Below are 17,162 nucleotides of genomic sequence, written 5' to 3'. Positions count from 1 at the left end.
CACAACGCGCCCTGCGGGGAAGATGTTCCCCGGCTCAGTAGTTCAGCAGCGTGAAGGAGTTGACGATCATGTCGAATTGCTCCTGGGAGATGGGCGCACCGCCGGGAATGCTGTCGCTGGCCAGGAACTGGGTGCGCTGCGTGTACGGCTGAAACCGCTTGAAGTAGTTGGCGAATCCGAGCCCGTGGTCGAGGCGGGCCAGTTTGAGTTCCCCCGCCAGGACCGTCGCACCCAGCAGCGCGAGGCTGGTGCCCTGGCCGGACAGCGGCGAGGCGCAGTACGCGGCGTCGCCGACCAGCGCAACCCGCCCGATTGACCAGTGGTCCATCACGATCTGCGACATCTCGTCGAAGTAGAAATCCGGTGCCTCACGCATGAGTTCCAGCAGCTGCGGTCGGACCCAGCCGTCGTCGGCCATCCGCCGTTCCAATTCGGCGAACTGAGCTTCGGTGTCGCGGTAGTCGATTCGCAGTTCGGGGTCCATGAACCCCAGCATCGCCCGCGCCTCGGAGTTGCGGCGCGCACTGTAGATTCCGGCCATGCTGGAGTCGCCGTAATGCCATTTCTGCCAGTAGTCCAGGTCCAGGAAGTTCGGCACGGTGAAGATCGCCGCAAATGTGCCGAGCCGCTTGATAAATCGTTCTTCGGGACCGAACACCAGCCGGCGCACGTTGGAGTGCAGGCCGTCGGCGCCGATCACCAGATCGAAGCTGCGGGCATCGGAATTCTCGAAGGTGACGTTGACCGCGGGACCGAGGTTCTCCAGCGTGTCGATGGTGTCGTCGAACCGGAACTCGGTCTTCAATTTCGTTTCGTCGTACAGCAATCCGACCAGGTCGTCGCGCAGCAGCTCGATGTCCGGGTTGTTGATCGGCCCACCCGTCGGCGTCGCCTCGGTGTCCTCCGACAGCAGGTTGCCGTCCCGGTCGACCACCGAGGATCCCCGGATGTTCGTCTTGCAGTTCTCGGCCGCGTTCCGCAGACCCATCCGGTCGAGCACCTCGAGCGCCGGGCCGCGCACGTCGATCGCCTGACCACCCGGCCGCAAACCCGGATAGCGCTCCACCACCGTGACCGCATAGCCATTGCGCTGCAGCCAGTACGCGGCGGTGAGACCCGCCACACTGGCACCGGACACCAGGACCGATTCCACCATTACTTGATTCCTGCCAGCTTCTTCGCGTCTTGGAAAACCTGATCGAGCATTGCCGGAGTCAACCTACCTGTGAACATGTTCTGCTGGCTCGGGTGGTAGCAGCCCAGCAGCCGCGCGCCCGACGGCAGCTCGGCGACGGCGCCGTGGCCGAATTTCGGCTTGCCTGCCCCGCCGGTGAGCCGCAACGCGATCTGCCAGGCGAACCCGCCCAGCGCCACCACCACCCGGACGTACGGGGCCACCAGCCGCCACTCGGCGTCCAGCCAGGGCGCGCAGGTGTCCCGCTCCGCCGGCGTCGGGGCGTTGGCCGGTGGCGCACAGCGAACCGGCGCCGCGATCCGAATGTCCTTGGTGCGCAACCCGTCCGCGGCATCCACGCTGGTGGGTTGGTTCACCATTCCGGCCCGGTACAGGGCCGCGTAGAGCTGGTCGCCGGAACGGTCGCCGGTGAACATCCGGCCGGTCCGGTTGGCCCCGTGCGCGGCCGGGGCCAACCCGACGATCAACAGCCGCGGCCGCTCCGACCCCCAGCCCGGCACCGGACGTCCCCAGTACGGCTGGTCGGCGAAGGCGCGCCGTTTGGCCAACGCGACGTCCTCGCGCCAGGTGACCAGCCTGGGGCAGGCCCGGCACACGCTGATGTCGGCGTCGAGCTCGGCGATCGTTTTCGCGGTGTTCGCCAGCGCCGCGACGCCGGCGACGTCGGCGGCCACGGGTGTCCTCGGCGTCGCCCGGTCACCCGGCCATCCGGACCCCGGCGGCACCGGCGACGCGTAACTCTGCCCGGTATTGGGATGCATGAGCACACGACCATCCTGCCCGGCCGGGAAAATCGGTGGTTTCGGTTGTGGCTTTGGCGCTAGATTCAGCCGCGATATCCCATGACCGAAAAAAGCCGCGGCCCGGCATTTCTGCTCCTGTTCGCCACCCTGTTGGCGTGTGCGGGCGATGGCATCTCGATCGTCGCCTTCCCCTGGCTGGTGCTGCAGCGGCAGGGCAGCGCGGGTCAGGCGTCGATCGTGGCCGGCGCGACGACGCTGCCCCTGCTGTTCTCCACCCTGTTGGCGGGGACGGCGGTTGACTACTTCGGTCGCCGGCGGGTGTCGATGGTCGCCGACGCGCTGTCGGGTTGCGCGGTGGCCGCCGTCCCGGTGATCGCCTGGGCGTACGGCACCGAGGCGGTCAACGTGGCCGTCTTGGCAGCTTTGGGCGCGTGTGCGGCCGCCTTCGACCCGGCCGGGATCACCGCCCGCCAGTCGATGCTGCCGGAGGCGGCCGCCCGGGCGGGCTGGTCGCTGGACCGGGTCAACAGCGTCTATGAGGCGATCCTGAACCTTGCTTTCATGGTCGGTCCGGGTATCGGTGGCCTGATGATCGCCACGGTGGGTGGCGTCAACACGATGTGGATCACCGCCGGGGCATTCGGGTTGTCCATCGTGGCGATCGCCCTGCTGCGGCTGGACGGCGCCGGCAAGCCAGTGCACGAATCGCGGCCCGACGGCCTGTGGTCGGGGATCTCCGAGGGCATGCGCTTCGTCTGGAGCCTGCGGGTACTGCGCACACTGGCGTTGATCGACCTCACCGTCACGGCGCTGTACCTGCCGATGGAGAGCGTGCTGTTTCCCAAGTACTTCAGCGACCGCCACCAACCGGGTCAGCTGGGCACGGTGCTGATGGCGCTGTCGCTGGGAGGCCTGGTCGGTGCGCTGGGCTATGTGGCACTGGTCAAGCGGTTTTCGCGGCGCGCCATCATGCTGACCGCGGTGCTCACCCTCGGTGTGGCGGCGGCCGTGATCGCACTGTTGCCGCCGTTACCCGTCATTCTGCTGCTGGTCGGATTGGTGGGTCTGGTCTACGGGCCGATTCAGCCGATCTACGCCTACATGATCCAGACGCGGGCGCCGGCACATCTGCGGGGCCGGGCGGTCGGGGTGATGACGTCGCTGGCCTATGCGGCAGGCCCCTTGGGGTTGTTGCTGGCCGGGCCGCTGACCGATGCCGCCGGCTTGCACGTGGCGTTTCTCGCGCTGGCGCTGCCGATCCTGGTCACCGGGGTGTTCTGTATCCGGCTGCCGTCGCTGCGGGAGCTGGACCGGGTGCCCTCGCCCGTCTAGGGACCCAGGATCCGGCGCTTCTGCTGCTCGAATTCCTCGTCGGTGAGCACACCGCGCTGCCCAGGACCGCGAGGGGAACCTGGCTGCGATATCCAGACGCGAATTTCGCGGTGAGGTTCCCCTCGCGGTCTTTGAGTGTCGTTCAAGTCGCTCGGCTGCCGCGCTCAGCGCGTTTGCGCGGCCGTAGGATCGTTCCGGTGAGTACCGGTTTGCTGGAGGCGCTGATCGCCGAACTGCCCGAGGGAATGGTGGTCACCGATCCCGCCGTCACCGAGGGTTACCGGCAGGACCGAGCGCTGGACCCGTCGGCGGGCAAGCCGCTGGCCGTGGTCCGGCCGCGGCACACCGACGAGGTGCAGACGGTGGTGCGGTGGGCGGCGGCGCACAAGGTGCCGGTAGTGACCCGCGGCGCGGGCAGCGGCCTGTCCGGCGGGGCGACGGCGGTGGACAACGGAATCGTGCTGTCGACCGAGAAGATGCGCGACATCACCATCGACCCGGTGACCCGCACCGCGGTGTGTCAGCCGGGTCTGTTCAACGCCGAGGTGAAGAAGGCGGCCGCCTCGTACGGGCTGTGGTACCCGCCGGATCCGTCGTCGTACGAGATCTGCAGCATCGGCGGCAACATCGCCACCAACGCCGGCGGCCTGTGCTGCGTGAAGTACGGCGTCACCACCGACTACGTGCTGGGCATGCAGGTGGTGCTGGCCGACGGCACGGCCGTCCGGCTAGGCGGACCCCGGTTGAAAGACGTTGCGGGACTTTCTCTTACCAAGCTGTTCGTCGGCAGCGAGGGAACGCTGGGCATCGTCACGGAAGTGACGCTGCGGCTGCTGCCGGCGCAGAACGCGTCAAGCATCGTGGTGGCCAGCTTCGCCTCCGTCGAGTCGGCGGTGGACGCGGTGCTCGGGGTCAGCGCGCGGCTGCGGCCGTCGATGCTGGAGTTCATGGACCAGGTGGCCATCAACGCGGTCGAGGACACCTTGCGGATGGACCTGGACCGGTCGGCGGCCGCGATGCTGGTGGCCGGTTCGGACGAACGCGGGCGCGCCGGCACCGAGGACGCCGAGCTGATGGCCGCGGTCTTCGCCGAACATGGCGCGACGGAAGTGTTTTCCACCGATGACCCGGATGAGGGCGAGGCATTCGTCGCCGCCCGCCGGTTCTGCATACCGGCGGTGGAGGCCAAGGGATCGCTGTTGCTCGAAGACGTCGGGGTGCCGCTGCCGGCGCTGGGCGCCCTGGTGACCGGCATCGCCCGGATCGCCGACGAGCGGGACCTGATGATCTCGGTGATCGCCCACGCCGGTGACGGGAACACACACCCGTTGCTGGTGTTCGACCCGGCAGATGCGGCGATGGCCGAGCGGGCCCAGCTGGCCTACGGCGAGATCATGGATTTGGCGGTCGATCTGGGCGGGACCATCACCGGTGAACACGGGGTCGGCCGGCTGAAGCGGCCGTGGCTGGCCGACTACCTCGGACCAGACGTCATGGACCTGAACCGGCGCATCAAGGCGGCGCTGGACCCCGACGGAATCCTCAACCCGGGCTCGGGAATCTAAGGGCCTTTTTCGCCCCCGTCGAGCGTGAACCTGGCTTCACGCTCGACGCCCAACGTGAAACCAGCTTCACGCTCGCGCGGCGGCTGGGCGTTGACATGTTGGCCGAGGTGTCGTACCAATAGGACATGACTGCGGTTATGTCTCACGAGGCCCCGGTGAAGTTCGAGTTGGCCACCGCCGAGAGCTGGGCGAACCCCTGGCCGATGTACCGGGCGCTGCGCGACCGCGACCCGGTGCATCACGTCGTGCCGGCGGGACGCCCCGACCACGACTACTACGTGCTGTCCCGGCACGCCGACGTCTGGGCGGCGGCCCGCGACCATGAGACGTTCTCCTCAGCCGAGGGCCTGACGATCAACTACGGCGACCTGGACATGATCGGGCTGCGCGACAACCCGCCCATGGTGATGCAGGATCCGCCGGTGCACACCCAGTTCCGCAAGCTGGTGTCCCGCGGCTTCACGCCACGCCAGGTGGAGGCCGTCGAACCCAAGGTGCGCGAGTTCGTCGTCGAGCGCATCGAGAACATCCGGGCGCGCGGCGAGGGCGACATCGTCGCCGAGCTGTTCAAACCGCTGCCGTCGATGGTCGTTGCGCACTATCTCGGTGTCCCGCAACAGGATTGGGCGCAATTCGACGGCTGGACCCAGGCGATCGTCGCGGCCAACACCGCCGAGGGCGGAATCGTCGGCGCGCTGGAAACCGTCGGCGACGCGGTCGGGAACATGATGGCCTACTTCACCGCGCTGATCGAGCGACGCCGCACCGAACCGGAGGACGACACGATTTCGCACCTGGTGGCGGCCGGACTCGGCGCCGACGGTGACATCTCCGGCATCCTGTCGATCCTGGGCTTCACCTTCACCATGGTGACCGGAGGCAACGACACCGTCACCGGAATGCTCGGTGGCTCAATGCCTTTGCTGCACGAGCGGCCCGACCAGCGCCAGCTGCTGGTCGACGACCCGGACCTGATCCCCGACGCCGTCGAGGAACTGCTGCGGCTGACCTCGCCGGTGCAGGGCCTGGCCCGCACCGTCACGAGCGACGTGACGATCAGGAACACCACCATCCCGGCCGGCCGGCGGGTGCTGCTGCTGTACGGTTCGGCCAACCGCGACGAGCGCCAATACGGCGACAACGCCGGGGAACTCGACGTCACCCGCCGACCGCGCAACATCCTGACCTTCAGCCACGGCGCACACCACTGCCTGGGGTCGGCGGCGGCCCGGATGCAATCGCGGGTCGCCCTGGGTGAACTGTTGAGCCGCTGCCCGGGGTTCGAGGTCGACGCGGCCAACGTCGTGTGGTCCGGCGGCCACTACGTCCGGCGGCCGCTGTCGGTTCCGATCCGGGTCCGCACCTGATGGCCGGTGACTGGCTGGGTGAGCGGCGCACCGAGGTCGCGGCGGACCGGATCCTCGACGCCGCCGAACAATTGTTCACCGAGCACGACCCGGCGTCGGTCGGCATGAACGAAATCGCCAGGGCCGCAGGCTGTTCCCGGGCGACGCTGTACCGGTATTTCGACAGCCGGGAGTCGTTGCGCACCGCCTACGTGCACCGCGAGACGCATCGATTGGGACGCGAGCTGCTGCCGTTGATCGAGCGGATCGAGGATCCGCGGGAGAAGCTGGTCGCCAGCATCACCGCCACCTTGCGGATGGTTCGCGAAAACCCGGCGTTGGCAGCATGGTTCGGGTCCAGCCGGTTGCCGATCGGCGGTGAAATGGCCGGACAGTCGCAGGTGATCACCACGCTGGCTTCCGGGTTCATCAGCTCATTGGGGCCCGACGACCCGTCGACCATCGAGCGCCGCGCCCGATGGGCGGTGCGGGTGATCATCTCGCTGCTGATGTTCCCCGGCCGCGACGAGGACGACGAGCGGGCGATGATCGAGGAGTTCGTGGCCCCGGTGGTGGCGCCGGTATCCACCCTGAGCTGACCGGGTGATCAGATCAGGCCACCCAATAAGCCTGCGACTTGATGGATTTCCTCGGAATCCCGAAGTCCTCCCGCAGCACCTTGACGACCGAGCGCGTGGTCCGGCTGTCGCAGGCCACCCAGCCGAAATGACAGCCCCCGTCGCACGCCGCCGACCGCACCGCCTCGAGCAGCGCCCCGCCATTGCGGTCCACCCAGGTGACATCGGCCTTGCGCGCCACCGGCAGGTGCTTGTCGTCGTCGCAGCCGGCCTCCAGGAACACCTGGGCGGGAGCATCGCCGATCGCCGCGAGCAGCGAATTGATCGCGGGCAGTGAAGCGCAGTCGCCGACGATGATGTACCCGGCCGGGCGCGGATCGGGGACGGCGAACTTACTGCCCATCACCGTCGCTTCGATAATGTCGCCGGGCTGGGCCGCCCGCGCCCAATGGGATGCGATTCCGTCGTGCAGCGCGAACTCGATGTCGAAGGTGTCGGCGTCCGGGTCGGGATTGACCAGCGTGTAGCCGCGCTGGTGCGACTTGTCACCGTCGGCGAACCACAACCGAATCCACATCGTCGGATGCACCTCGTGCGCGGCGAGCAACCCGCCCCCCTCGAAGCTCAACCGGTGGTAGTGGTCGCTGATTTCTTCCCGACCGGTCACGGTGAGCCGATAATCCCCCGCTCGCAGGAGCTTCAGCACCGCCCCGGCGAAGCCTCGAGACGTCTTGTGTTCGCTCAACTGTCCTGACCCTTCGTCACCATGGCATCCAACTTAGGTTAGGGTAACCATTCCAGTTGGATCGAACCCGGGTGCGACGATCCGGGGTCTAGGCAGAGCCGGCACCTCCGGAACCACCGGAGCCGCCGGAGCCGCCGGAGCCTCCCGTAGAGTTGCCGACCCCGGTCGGGGCGTCGCCGGTCTTGCCGGCAACCCCGTCACCGCCACCGGTGCCGGTTTTGCCGCTGGAACCCGTTCCGCCGATTCCGCCGGTACCACCGGAGCCACCGTTGCCGCCGAATCCGCCCAGGTTGCCACCGGTTCCATTGCCGCCGGTACCGCCGGTGCCGCCGGTACCACCCTGGCCGCCGGTACCGCCGGTTCCGGCCGTGTTCGTTCCGCCCGCACCGCCGGTACCGCCCTTACCGCCGTGACCGGCGTTCGCGGCGGCTCCGCCGCTGGCCGCGCCGGCTGCCCCGGCCCCGCCGGCGCCGCCCTGGCCTCCGGTGCCGCCCACGCCGGCGGTGTGGCCGGCGGTGACCGTGGCACCACCCACTCCGCCGCCGCCGCCCTGGCCCCCGGCTCCGCCGACGCCCGCGGCCCCTCCGGAACCGCCGGTGCCCACCGCGCCGCCCGCACCCCCGACGCCACCGTTGCCGCCGGACCCGCCGGCGCCCGCGTTGTTGCTGCCGTCATCGGCGAACCCGGCACCGCCGCCACCGCCCTGGCCGCCGATCCCGCCGATTCCGCCCTTGCCGTTGGTGGCACCGACGACCGCGGTACCGCCGGTGCCGCCGGCTCCGCCCTGCCCGCCGACGCCGCCGGTCGACCCCGCCCCGCCGGTCGCCCCGACGGCGCCGATTCCACCGGACCCTCCGGCGCCACCGGCACCGCCTGCGCCGGCGGTGTTGCCGGTTGTAGTGGTCGCCCCACCCTGGCCGCCGACGCCACCCTTGCCACCGGCTCCTGCAGCGCCGGCGCTACCTCCCGAACCGCCCGTTCCCGCCGCACCACCGTCGCCGCCGACGCCGCCGGCGCCGCCGGTGCCACCGGAGCCCGCATTGTTGCCGCCGCCTTCATTGGCTCCGACGCCACCGGCGCCACCTTGGCCACCGACGCCCCCGATACCGCCCTGGCCGTTGGTAGCCCCGGATACCGCGGAACCGCCGGAACCGCCGGTACCGCCCTGCCCCCCGCCACCTCCGGCCGAGCCCGGAGCGCCGGTGGCACCCACGGCCCCGGCGCCGCCCGCACCGCCCTGCCCGCCGGCTCCGGCGGTGTTGCCGTTGGTATTCGTGGCCCCGCCCGCGCCGCCGATCCCGCCCTTGCCGCCGGCCCCGGCCGCCCCGGCACTGCCACCTGACCCGCCACTGCCCAGTGCGCCACCGGCGCCCCCGACTCCGCCGGTCCCTCCGGTGCCGCCGGCGCCTGCGTTGTTGCTGCCGTCATCGGCGAACCCGGCACCTCCGGCACCGCCTTGGCCGCCGCCGCCCCCGATACCACCGTTGCCCCGGACGGCACCGGTCACCGCGCCGCCGCCGGTGCCACCGGCACCGCCCTGTCCACCGACACCACCGACAGATCCTGTCCCGTTGGGCCCGCTCGCGGCGCCGGCACCGCCGGCACCCCCCTGGCCGCCATCGCCGCCGGCACCCGAGGTATTACCCGCGGTAGCCGTGGCGCCACCCACGCCGCCGTTGCCACCCAGACCACCGGCTCCAGCCGCGCCCGCGGTGCCGCCGATACCGCCACTGCCCGCAGCGCCGCCCACGCCGCCGACACCACCGCCCCCGCCGGTTCCGCCGGCGCCCGCGTTGTTGCTCCCGCCGTCGGTGAATCCAGCGCCGCCGGTACCGCCCTGGCCGCCGGTACCTCCGATGCCCCCGTTACCACTGAGAGCAAGCCCCATGGCTTTCCCACCGGCGCCACCGGCGCCACCCTGCCCACCGACACCACCGGCAGAGCCCGCCGCGCTCGGCGCGCTCACTGCACCGACACCACCGGCACCACCCTGTCCACCGGCACCGCCCGCACCGGCAACGTCCCCGGCCTGGGTCGCGGCCCCGCCCAAGCCGCCAACGCCGCCGGTTCCGCCGGCGCCCGCCGCGCCCGCACTGCCGCCCGAACCGCCGCTGCCCGCCGCACCACCGGCGCCGCCGACACCGCCGGTCCCGCCGATTCCGCCGCTGCCCGCGTTGTTGCCACCGTCGTCGGTGAAGCCGGCGCCACCGACTCCGCCCTCGCCACCGGCACCGCCGGCGCCTCCGACGCCGTTCGTGGCCCCGGCCACCGCACCGCCGCCCGCACCGCCGGTGCCACCCTGCCCGCCGACACCACCGGCAGACCCGACGCCGCCGGCCGTACCCGTCGCTCCCGTAGCGCCCTGACCGCCGGCTCCGCCGGCGCCGCCGGCACCAGCGGTGTGCCCGGTGGTGGTTGTCGCTCCGCCCACGCCGCCGTCGCCGCCCTTGCCTCCTGCGCCCGCGGTGCCAGCACCGCCCCCGGCGCCGCCGCTGCCCGCTGCACCGCCCGCGCCGCCGGCACCACCGGTCCCGCCGGTTGCGCCCGCGCCCGCATTGTTGCTGCCGTCATCGGCGAATCCCGCACCGCCGACACCGCCCTGACCACCGGCACCGCCGGCGCCGCCGACGCCGTTCGTGGCGCCTCCCCCCGCACCACCACCGGTGCCGCCTGCCCCGCCCTGCCCACCGACTCCGCCGGCGGCCGCCGCGCCTCCGACGACGCCGACGGCGCCGGTCCCACCGGCGCCGCCCTGGCCGCCGACACCGCCCGCGCCGCCCGACTTGCCCGCGATGGTCGTCGCGCCACCCACTCCGCCATCACCAGCGGCACCGCCGGCGCCGCCGACACCCGCGGTGCTAGCGGTGCCACCGCTGCCCATCGCGCCGCCGGCACCACCCACACCCCCGTTACCACCGGCGCCGCCGGCGGTCGGGGCGTTGACCCCGTCATCACCAAATCCGGCGCCGCCCTTGCCGCCGGCACCGCCGGTCCCGCCCACGCCCCCGGCGCCGGCCGTGCCACCGGCACCCGAGTTTCCGCCGGCCCCGCCGTGACCACCGGCCGCGCCGGCGCCGCCGGTGCCGCCGTTCAAGGTTGCGGTCGTGCTGTTCTGCCCCTGCAGTCCGGCGCCGCCGGTACCGCCGGCACCACCCTTACCGCCCGTGCCGTAGCCGCCGTCCACACCCGCCGCACCACCGGTACCGGCCTTGCCGCCGGCACCCGCGGCACCACCGGTACCACCGGCGCCGCCGGCGGTCGCGGCGTTGGTGCCGTCATCGGCAAACCCGGTACCGCCCTGGCCGCCGGCCCCACCGGTGCCGCCCACGCCGCCGGCACCGGCCGTGCCACCGGTACCCGAACCACCGCCGGCGCCCCCGTGACCACCCGCGCCGCCATTGCCGCCGGTGCTGCCGTTGACACCCGCGGTCGTACTGGTCTGCCCCTGCAGACCGGCGCCTCCGGTACCACCGGCACCACCCTTACCGCCCGTGCCGTAGCCGCCGTCCACCCCCGCCGCGCCACCGGTACCGGCCTTCCCGCCGGCACCCGCGGCACCACCGGTACCGCCATCACCACCGGCAGTCGCGGCGTTGGTCCCGTCGTCAGCAAACCCGGTACCGCCCTGGCCACCCGCGCCCCCGGTACCGCCGACGCCCCCGGCGCCAGCCGTGCCACCAGCACCCGAACCACCGCCGGCACCGCCCTGACCACCGGCCCCGCCATTGCCGCCGGTACCACCGCTGAGGCCCGCGGTGGTACTGGTCTGCCCCTGCAGACCGGCGCCTCCGGTACCACCGGCACCACCCTTACCGCCCGTGCCGTAGCCGCCGTCCACCCCCGCCGCGCCACCGGTACCGGCCTTCCCGCCGGCACCCGCGGCACCACCGGTACCGCCATCGCCACCGGCAGTCGCGGCGTTGGTCCCGTCATCGGCAAACCCGGTACCGCCCTGGCCACCCGCGCCACCGGTACCGCCCACGCCGCCGGCGCCGGCCGTGCCACCGGTACCCGAACCACCGCCGGCACCGCCTTGACCGCCGGCCCCGCCATTGCCGCCGGTGCTGCCGTTGACACCCGCGGTGGTACTCGTCTGCCCCTGCAGACCGGCGCCGCCAGTGCCTCCGGCGCCACCCTTACCGCCCGTGCCGTAGCCGCCGTCCACCCCCGCCGCGCCACCGGTACCGGCCTTCCCGCCGGCACCCGCGGCACCACCAGTGCCGCCATCGCCACCGGTAGTCGCGGCGTTGGTCCCGTCGTCAGCAAACCCGGTACCGCCCTGGCCACCCGCGCCACCGGTACCTCCCACGCCCCCGGCGCCGGCCGTGCCACCGGCAGCGGAATTACCGCCCGCACCGCCCTGACCACCGGCCGCTCCGTTGCCGCCGGTACCACCATCGACGCCCGCCGTGGTACTGGTCTGGCCCTGCAGGCCGGCCCCGCCGGTACCACCGGCACCACCCCTACCGCCTGTGCCGTAACCGCCGGCGAGACCACCGCCGCCGCTGCCCGCCCCGCCGCCGGCACCCGCGGCACCACCGGTGCCGCCGTTGCCGCCGACGGTGGCGGCGTCCAAACCGTCATCAGCAAACCCGGTGCCGCCCTGGCCACCGGCACCCCCGGTACCGCCGACACCGCCACCGCCACTGGCACCGCCGGTGATGGCGGCGCCCCCGACACCGCCCTGGCCACCCGCGCCACCGTCTCCACCCAGGCCGCCGGCCAGGCCCGCCGTGGTACTCGTCAGCCCCTGCGCGCCGGCACCGCCAGTGCCGCCCTGGCCACCCTGGCCGCTCGCGCCACTCGCCCCGGCGGCGCCGAACAACCCGCCGGCTCCGCCGGCACCCGCTATTCCTCCGGTTCCACCGGTGCCTCCGGTTCCGCCGGTACCCGCGTTGCCCACACCGACACCGCCGGTGCCGCCCTGGCCGCCTTGGCCTCCGGCGCCGCCGGCGCCTCCGGTTCCCCCGATCAGCGACTGAACCGCGCCCCCGATCCCACCGGCTCCGCCAGTGCCACCGTGACCTCCGACTCCGCCGCCCGGACCCGTTGCGCCGATGCCACCCGCCCCGCCGGCTCCGCCGTCACCCGCGGAGCCACCGAAGAGTGCGGCAACAGCTCCACCCGAACCGCCGGACCCGCCGTCGAAACCGCCGGCCGCGCCGGCCCCGCCGGCTCCGCCCGCTCCACCACTGCCGTAGATCACCCCGCTGTTGCCGCCGGCACCGCCCGCACCACCGATGCCGGTGACGCCGGCGCCACCCGCGCCGCCAGCTCCACCGTTGCCGAAGAATCCTGCGGACCCACCGACGCCCCCGGCAGCGCCGGCACCGCCAACGCCGCCGGTACCCCCAGCGCCGTAGAAGAACGAACCCGCACCGCCCCGGCCCCCGACTGCGCCGGCGCCCCCGATGCCGCCGGTCCCACCGGTGCCGAACAAGAAGGCGGCCGAGCCCCCGTCACCGCCTGCCGCCCCGGTCCCACCTGCGCCGCCGGCGCCGCCGCTGCCGAAGAAGATTCCGGCCGCGCCACCGGTACCGCCGGCCTGGCCGGGGGCTCCGGAACCGCCGTTCCCCCCGTTGCCGAACAAGATTCCACCGGCACCGCCGGCTTGCCCGGTACCGGCCGCCCCGTTGGTGCCGTCGCCGATCAGCGGGCGGTTCAACAGGAACCTGGTCGGGGCGTTGATCAATAGCAGAATGTCGTCGACCAGTATTTGCAGTGGGTTGACACTGGCCGCCTCGGCCGCCCAGTAGGCGTTGCCCGCACCGGTCAGAGCCTGCACGAATTCGCTGTGGAATGCCGACACCTGGGCGCTGACCAGCTCATAGTCCTGGGCGAAACCGCCGAACAGCCGCGCTATCGACTCGGACACCTCGTCGGCCGCCGCGGGCAACACCTGGGTGGTTGCCGCGGCTGCCGCCGCGTTGGCCTGGCTGATCGTCGCGCCGAGCCCGGCCAGGTCCGCGGACGCCGCCGCAAAGGCCTCGGGCACAGCGATCAAGTAGAAGGACATCCGGGCTCCCCTGGCGTTCGACGGCACCAACAGCTCACGATCGTTGCAGAACTCTACGCGTGTCTGATACGGGGCTTAGCCGGAACACGAAAGACAGTGAAAATACCGAGATTTCGCTGCGGCAGACCTATCGAACCCGGGTGAAACGGTGCAGCAGCCAGGCCAGCGGGATGGTCACCACCATGGTGGCGATGAACAGGTTCAGCATCGGGCCGGTGTACACATGTGCCCGCACGATGTAGACCATCGCGAATTCCATTGTGATCAGGTGGATCAGGAAGATCTCGTAGGAGATCTCGCCGAGCCAGACCATCGGCCGGCTGGCCAGCGCCCGCGAATACCAGCCCTGATCGCCAAGGGCCAGTGGCGCCACCGCAAGCGTGGCGATGACGGCGTAGAAACCGGTCTTCCACAGCGCTTCCGGCAACGAGGCCGGCGAGGTGGTGGGCGCGCCGGCGATCGGAGTGGAGACGATGAAGTAGCAGATCACCGCGAGCGGGATGGCCACGAATGCGTAGCAGCGCACCCCCATCTGCTGCAGCACCGTCAGCATCATGCCGCCCAGGAACCAGGCCAGGTACGTGGGTAGCCACAGCCGCGCGCCGTCGGGGAAGAACCGGTCGATGTGCACCAGCACCAGCCAGCCCGGGCTGATCAGAGTCAACGCCGCCAGCGCCGCGAGAACCAGCTTGGGTTGCCACCGTCGCCGGCAGAGCAGCACCAGCAGCAGGTAGGCCAGCAGCGGCAGCGTCACATAGAAGGCCGCCTCGACCGCCAGGCTCCACATCTGGGTCAGGCCCTGATGCAGGTACTTGCCGAGGTAGCCGTCGGTGTAAATCTGTGTGAGCGTGAGGTTTCGGGTCAGGCCCAACCAGCTGTGCCCGGGATTCGGTCCCGCCTCGCGGTAGTGGTAGAGCACATAGGCGATTAGGACGGTGACGACGTAGGCCGGCATGATGCGCCGCACCCGGTTACGCGCATAACGACGCACCGACGGCCACGGACTGCCGGTGGCGGCCGATTTCACCCAGGGCCGGAACAGCAGGAATCCGGACAGGACGAAGAACATCGGTACGCCGATTTCCATCCGCGCACCGACCAGACCCCAGTAGCCGTGGGTGTATTTACCGGTGGTGTAGGCGGCGTGGGTGCCCACCACCAGCAACGCCGCGACGGCACGGACACCGGTCAGCGACGCCACCCGGTCGACGCCAGCAGTCTGCTCGAGACCGCCCTGGGCGTCCTCGGCTTCCGACACCGTCATGCGTCGCGCTTCCGGGCCGGCTTGCCCTGGCCGGGGGGTTTCCTGGGTGTGCGAGTGTTGTCCGAGCGCCGGTCCGGGCGGAGATTGATCAGCACCCCTGAGATACGGGTCTGCTCAAGCTTTTTCAGCACCGCCCGGGGTAGCTTGGCCGGGAGTTCCACCATGGAGAAGTCCGGACCGATCGCGATATGACCGAAATCGCTGCGGTGCAGACCCCCCTCGTTGGCGATCGCGCCGACGATCGCACCCGGGCCGATGCGGTGCCGCTTACCCACGTCAATTCGGTATGTGGTGAAAGGCTTTGTCTGTCTTGGCCTTTCCGGGCGCTCGCGGTTCTCGTCGCGTTCCTTGCGTTCTTTGCGCCGCTCCGGCGGCGGATCCGGTGCCAGCAGGAAAGCCTCACCGTCGCGAGATTGCAACGCCAGCGCTGCGGCGATGTCGGCCATCGGCACGTCGTGCTCGCGTTCGTAGTCCTCCACCAGCCGGCGGAACAGCTCGATGCCCTGGCTGCCGAGTGCGTCGGTGATCGAGTCGGCGAACTTAGCGACCCGCTGCGCGTTGACGTCCTCCACGGTCGGCAGTTCGGCCTCGACAAGCGTTTGCCGCGTGGCCTTTTCAATCGCCTTGAGCAGGTGGCGCTCCCGGGGCGAGACGAACAACAGCGCGCTGCCGGACCGCCCGGCGCGGCCGGTGCGCCCGATGCGGTGTACGTAGGACTCGGTGTCGTGGGGAATGTCGTAGTTGAGCACGTGCGAGATGCGCTCCACATCCAGCCCGCGGGCGGCGACGTCGGTGGCCACCAGGATGTCAATGCTTCCGTCTTTGAGTGCGGCGATCGTTCTCTCCCGCTGCCCTTGCGGGATGTCCCCGTTGATGGCCGCCGCGGAAAAGCCTCGGGCGCGCAGCCTTTCGGCCACCTCCTCGGTGGCCTGCTTGGTGCGCACGAAGACGATCATCGCCTCGAACGGCTCGACCTCGAGCACCCGCGTCAGGGCATCCATCTTGCGCGGGCCCGCCACCTGGATGTAGCGCTGCGAAATGTTCTCAGCGGTCGCGGTTTTCGCTTTGGAGGTGACTTCCAGCGGATCGTGCAGATATTTGGCGGTGATCTTGCGGATGGCCGGTGGCATGGTGGCCGAGAACAGCGCCACCTGTTTGTATTCCGGCGTCTCGGACAGGATGCGGTCGACCTCTTCGGCGAAGCCCATGGTCAGCATCTCGTCGGCCTCGTCGAGCACCAGGTAGTCCACTCGCGACAAGTCCAGCGTGCCGCGTTCCAGATGGTCGATGACGCGGCCCGGAGTGCCGACCACGACCTGGGCACCGCGCCTGAGGCCGGCCAGCTGTACTCCGTAGGAGGCTCCGCCGTAGATCGGCAAGACATTGAGCTGGCGCAGCTGAGCGCCGTAGCGGCTGAACGCCTCGGCCACCTGCAGGGCCAGTTCGCGGGTCGGGGCCAGCACCAGCGCCTGGGTAGCTTTGCTGCTGGTGTCGATTTTGGACAGGATCGGCAGCGCGAAAGCCGCCGTCTTGCCGGTGCCGGTCTGGGCCAGGCCCACCACGTCCGAACCGGCCATCAGCGCCGGAATCGTCGCCTCCTGGATCCCGGTCGGGGATTCGTAGCCCACGGCAGCGATCGCACGCACGACATCGGGATGAATCTGCAGGTCGGCGAACGTCGTGACGGGTGCTTCAGTGGGATTGTCCGGGATTGCCATCAGGAGATGAAGTCTAGAGTGTGCCGCCCGGGCGGCCATGCCTGCCGCACCCCTGAGCGCGATGACGGTACGGTGCCCGGTGTGCGGACCCACCTTGCAGCGGCACTGACGGCTGCCACGATGGCAGTGGCGACACTGGCCGGATGCGGGTCGGGGGACTCCACGGTCGCCAAGACGCCGCAGGCCACCAAACCGACGTCGGCGGCGATGACGGCGGGGCCCGCGAACCCGCCACCGGGCACGGCGGCCCCGCCCGCGACCAGCGAGCCGCCACCGGACCCGTGCGCGGTCAATCTCGGTTCACCCACCATCGCCAAAGTCGTCTCGGAGTTGCCCCGCGACCCGCGCAGTCAGCAACCCTGGAACCCAGAACCGCTGGGCGGCAACTACAACGAGTGCGCGCAGCTGTCCGCGGTGATCATCAAGGCCAACACCAACGTGGACAATCCGACCACCCGTGCGGTGCTGTTCCACCTGGGCAAGTTCATCCCGCAGGGCGTGCCGGACACCTACGGCTTCAACGGGGTTGACGCGGCGCAGAGCACCGGGGACACCGTTGCGCTGACCTACACCAGCGGGGTCGGTCTGCCCGCCACGGTGAAGTTCCGCTGGAACGGCAGCGGGGTGGAGATCATCGGTAATGGGCCTGGCCGCTAAGCG

Annotated in this window: 12 protein-coding genes; 5 read left to right on the top strand and 7 right to left on the bottom strand. The window is 71.0% G+C overall.

Going from position 1 to position 17,162, the window contains the following annotated elements:
* Positions 1-34 precede the first annotated feature (34 nt).
* Positions 35-1,153: an FAD-binding protein gene (locus tag ACNQS7_RS27705; protein ID WP_418016178.1), complete on the bottom strand. Its 1,119-nt coding sequence runs from the start codon at positions 1,151-1,153 to the stop codon at positions 35-37.
* Positions 1,154-1,155: 2 nt separating this feature from the next.
* Positions 1,156-1,956 (bottom strand): uracil-DNA glycosylase, encoded by an 801-nt coding sequence (locus ACNQS7_RS27700; RefSeq protein WP_418016177.1) that lies wholly within the window; start codon positions 1,954-1,956, stop codon positions 1,156-1,158.
* A gap of 81 nt (positions 1,957-2,037) precedes the next feature.
* On the opposite strand from ACNQS7_RS27700, the gene ACNQS7_RS27695 reads away from it, so the two are divergent.
* Positions 2,038-3,270 carry an MFS transporter gene (locus ACNQS7_RS27695; protein ID WP_418015058.1) on the top strand — a complete coding sequence of 411 codons (1,233 nt, stop codon included), beginning with the start codon at positions 2,038-2,040 and terminating at the stop codon, positions 3,268-3,270.
* Here the strand turns inward: ACNQS7_RS27695 and ACNQS7_RS27690 are convergent.
* Positions 3,267-3,320 (bottom strand): hypothetical protein, encoded by a 54-nt coding sequence (locus ACNQS7_RS27690; RefSeq protein ID WP_418016176.1) that lies wholly within the window; start codon positions 3,318-3,320, stop codon positions 3,267-3,269. The genes ACNQS7_RS27695 and ACNQS7_RS27690 overlap by 4 nt on opposite strands.
* Positions 3,321-3,515: 195 nt before the next feature.
* Between ACNQS7_RS27690 and ACNQS7_RS27685 the strand changes: the two genes are divergently transcribed.
* The 3 genes from ACNQS7_RS27685 to ACNQS7_RS27675 all read left to right on the top strand — a co-directional run bounded on the left by ACNQS7_RS27685 (position 3,516) and on the right by ACNQS7_RS27675 (position 6,780).
* Positions 3,516-4,835, top strand: a complete 1,320-nt coding sequence (locus tag ACNQS7_RS27685; RefSeq protein ID WP_418016175.1) for an FAD-binding oxidoreductase — start codon at positions 3,516-3,518, stop codon at positions 4,833-4,835.
* Between the two features lie 125 nt (positions 4,836-4,960).
* The gene (locus ACNQS7_RS27680) at positions 4,961-6,202 is read left to right on the top strand and encodes a cytochrome P450 (RefSeq protein WP_418015057.1); all 1,242 of its coding nucleotides are present in this window, start codon (positions 4,961-4,963) and stop codon (positions 6,200-6,202) included.
* On the top strand, positions 6,202-6,780 hold the full coding sequence (locus tag ACNQS7_RS27675; protein WP_418015056.1) for a TetR/AcrR family transcriptional regulator: 579 nt from the start codon (positions 6,202-6,204) through the stop codon (positions 6,778-6,780). Before ACNQS7_RS27680 ends, ACNQS7_RS27675 begins: the two co-directional genes overlap by 1 nt.
* A gap of 13 nt (positions 6,781-6,793) precedes the next feature.
* Here the strand turns inward: ACNQS7_RS27675 and ACNQS7_RS27670 are convergent, their stop codons facing one another.
* The 4 genes from ACNQS7_RS27670 to ACNQS7_RS27655 form a co-directional block, all read right to left on the bottom strand.
* Positions 6,794-7,504, bottom strand: coding sequence for a siderophore-interacting protein (locus ACNQS7_RS27670; RefSeq protein WP_418015055.1), 711 nt, complete (start codon positions 7,502-7,504; stop codon positions 6,794-6,796).
* An 88-nt stretch (positions 7,505-7,592) separates the two neighbouring features.
* A complete protein-coding gene (locus ACNQS7_RS27665) occupies positions 7,593-13,520 on the bottom strand; it encodes a PE family protein (protein ID WP_418015054.1) in 5,928 nt (1,975 codons plus the stop codon).
* Positions 13,521-13,647: 127 nt separating this feature from the next.
* Positions 13,648-14,784: an acyltransferase family protein gene (locus ACNQS7_RS27660; protein WP_418015053.1), complete on the bottom strand. Its 1,137-nt coding sequence runs from the start codon at positions 14,782-14,784 to the stop codon at positions 13,648-13,650.
* On the bottom strand, positions 14,781-16,502 hold the full coding sequence (locus ACNQS7_RS27655) for a DEAD/DEAH box helicase (protein ID WP_418015052.1): 1,722 nt from the start codon (positions 16,500-16,502) through the stop codon (positions 14,781-14,783). The genes ACNQS7_RS27660 and ACNQS7_RS27655 overlap by 4 nt, the downstream gene beginning before the upstream one ends.
* 120 nt (positions 16,503-16,622) lie before the next feature.
* Between ACNQS7_RS27655 and ACNQS7_RS27650 the strand changes: the two genes are divergently transcribed.
* Positions 16,623-17,159 (top strand): LppP/LprE family lipoprotein, encoded by a 537-nt coding sequence (locus ACNQS7_RS27650; RefSeq protein ID WP_418016174.1) that lies wholly within the window; start codon positions 16,623-16,625, stop codon positions 17,157-17,159.
* Positions 17,160-17,162: the final 3 nt, after the last annotated feature.

Source organism: Mycobacterium sp. 23 (assembly GCF_048287075.1).
GTDB lineage: Bacteria > Actinomycetota > Actinomycetes > Mycobacteriales > Mycobacteriaceae > Mycobacterium > Mycobacterium gordonae_B.
This window is presented reverse-complemented; position numbering and strand designations above follow the sequence as displayed.

Bases quoted from the DNA above. Each gene is read 5' to 3' on its own strand.
- ACNQS7_RS27700 (WP_418016177.1), bottom strand. From the start codon at position 1,956: ATGCATCCCAATACCGGGCAGAGTTACGCGTCGCCGGTGCCGCCGGGG.
- ACNQS7_RS27660 (WP_418015053.1), bottom strand. From the start codon at position 14,784: ATGACGGTGTCGGAAGCCGAGGACGCCCAGGGCGGTCTCGAGCAGACT.
- ACNQS7_RS27665 (WP_418015054.1), bottom strand. From the start codon at position 13,520: ATGTCCTTCTACTTGATCGCTGTGCCCGAGGCCTTTGCGGCGGCGTCC.
- ACNQS7_RS27650 (WP_418016174.1), top strand. From the start codon at position 16,623: ATGGCAGTGGCGACACTGGCCGGATGCGGGTCGGGGGACTCCACGGTC.
- ACNQS7_RS27685 (WP_418016175.1), top strand. From the start codon at position 3,516: ATGGTGGTCACCGATCCCGCCGTCACCGAGGGTTACCGGCAGGACCGA.
- ACNQS7_RS27655 (WP_418015052.1), bottom strand. From the start codon at position 16,502: ATGGCAATCCCGGACAATCCCACTGAAGCACCCGTCACGACGTTCGCC.
- ACNQS7_RS27695 (WP_418015058.1), top strand. From the start codon at position 2,038: ATGACCGAAAAAAGCCGCGGCCCGGCATTTCTGCTCCTGTTCGCCACC.
- ACNQS7_RS27675 (WP_418015056.1), top strand. From the start codon at position 6,202: ATGGCCGGTGACTGGCTGGGTGAGCGGCGCACCGAGGTCGCGGCGGAC.
- ACNQS7_RS27680 (WP_418015057.1), top strand. From the start codon at position 4,961: ATGACTGCGGTTATGTCTCACGAGGCCCCGGTGAAGTTCGAGTTGGCC.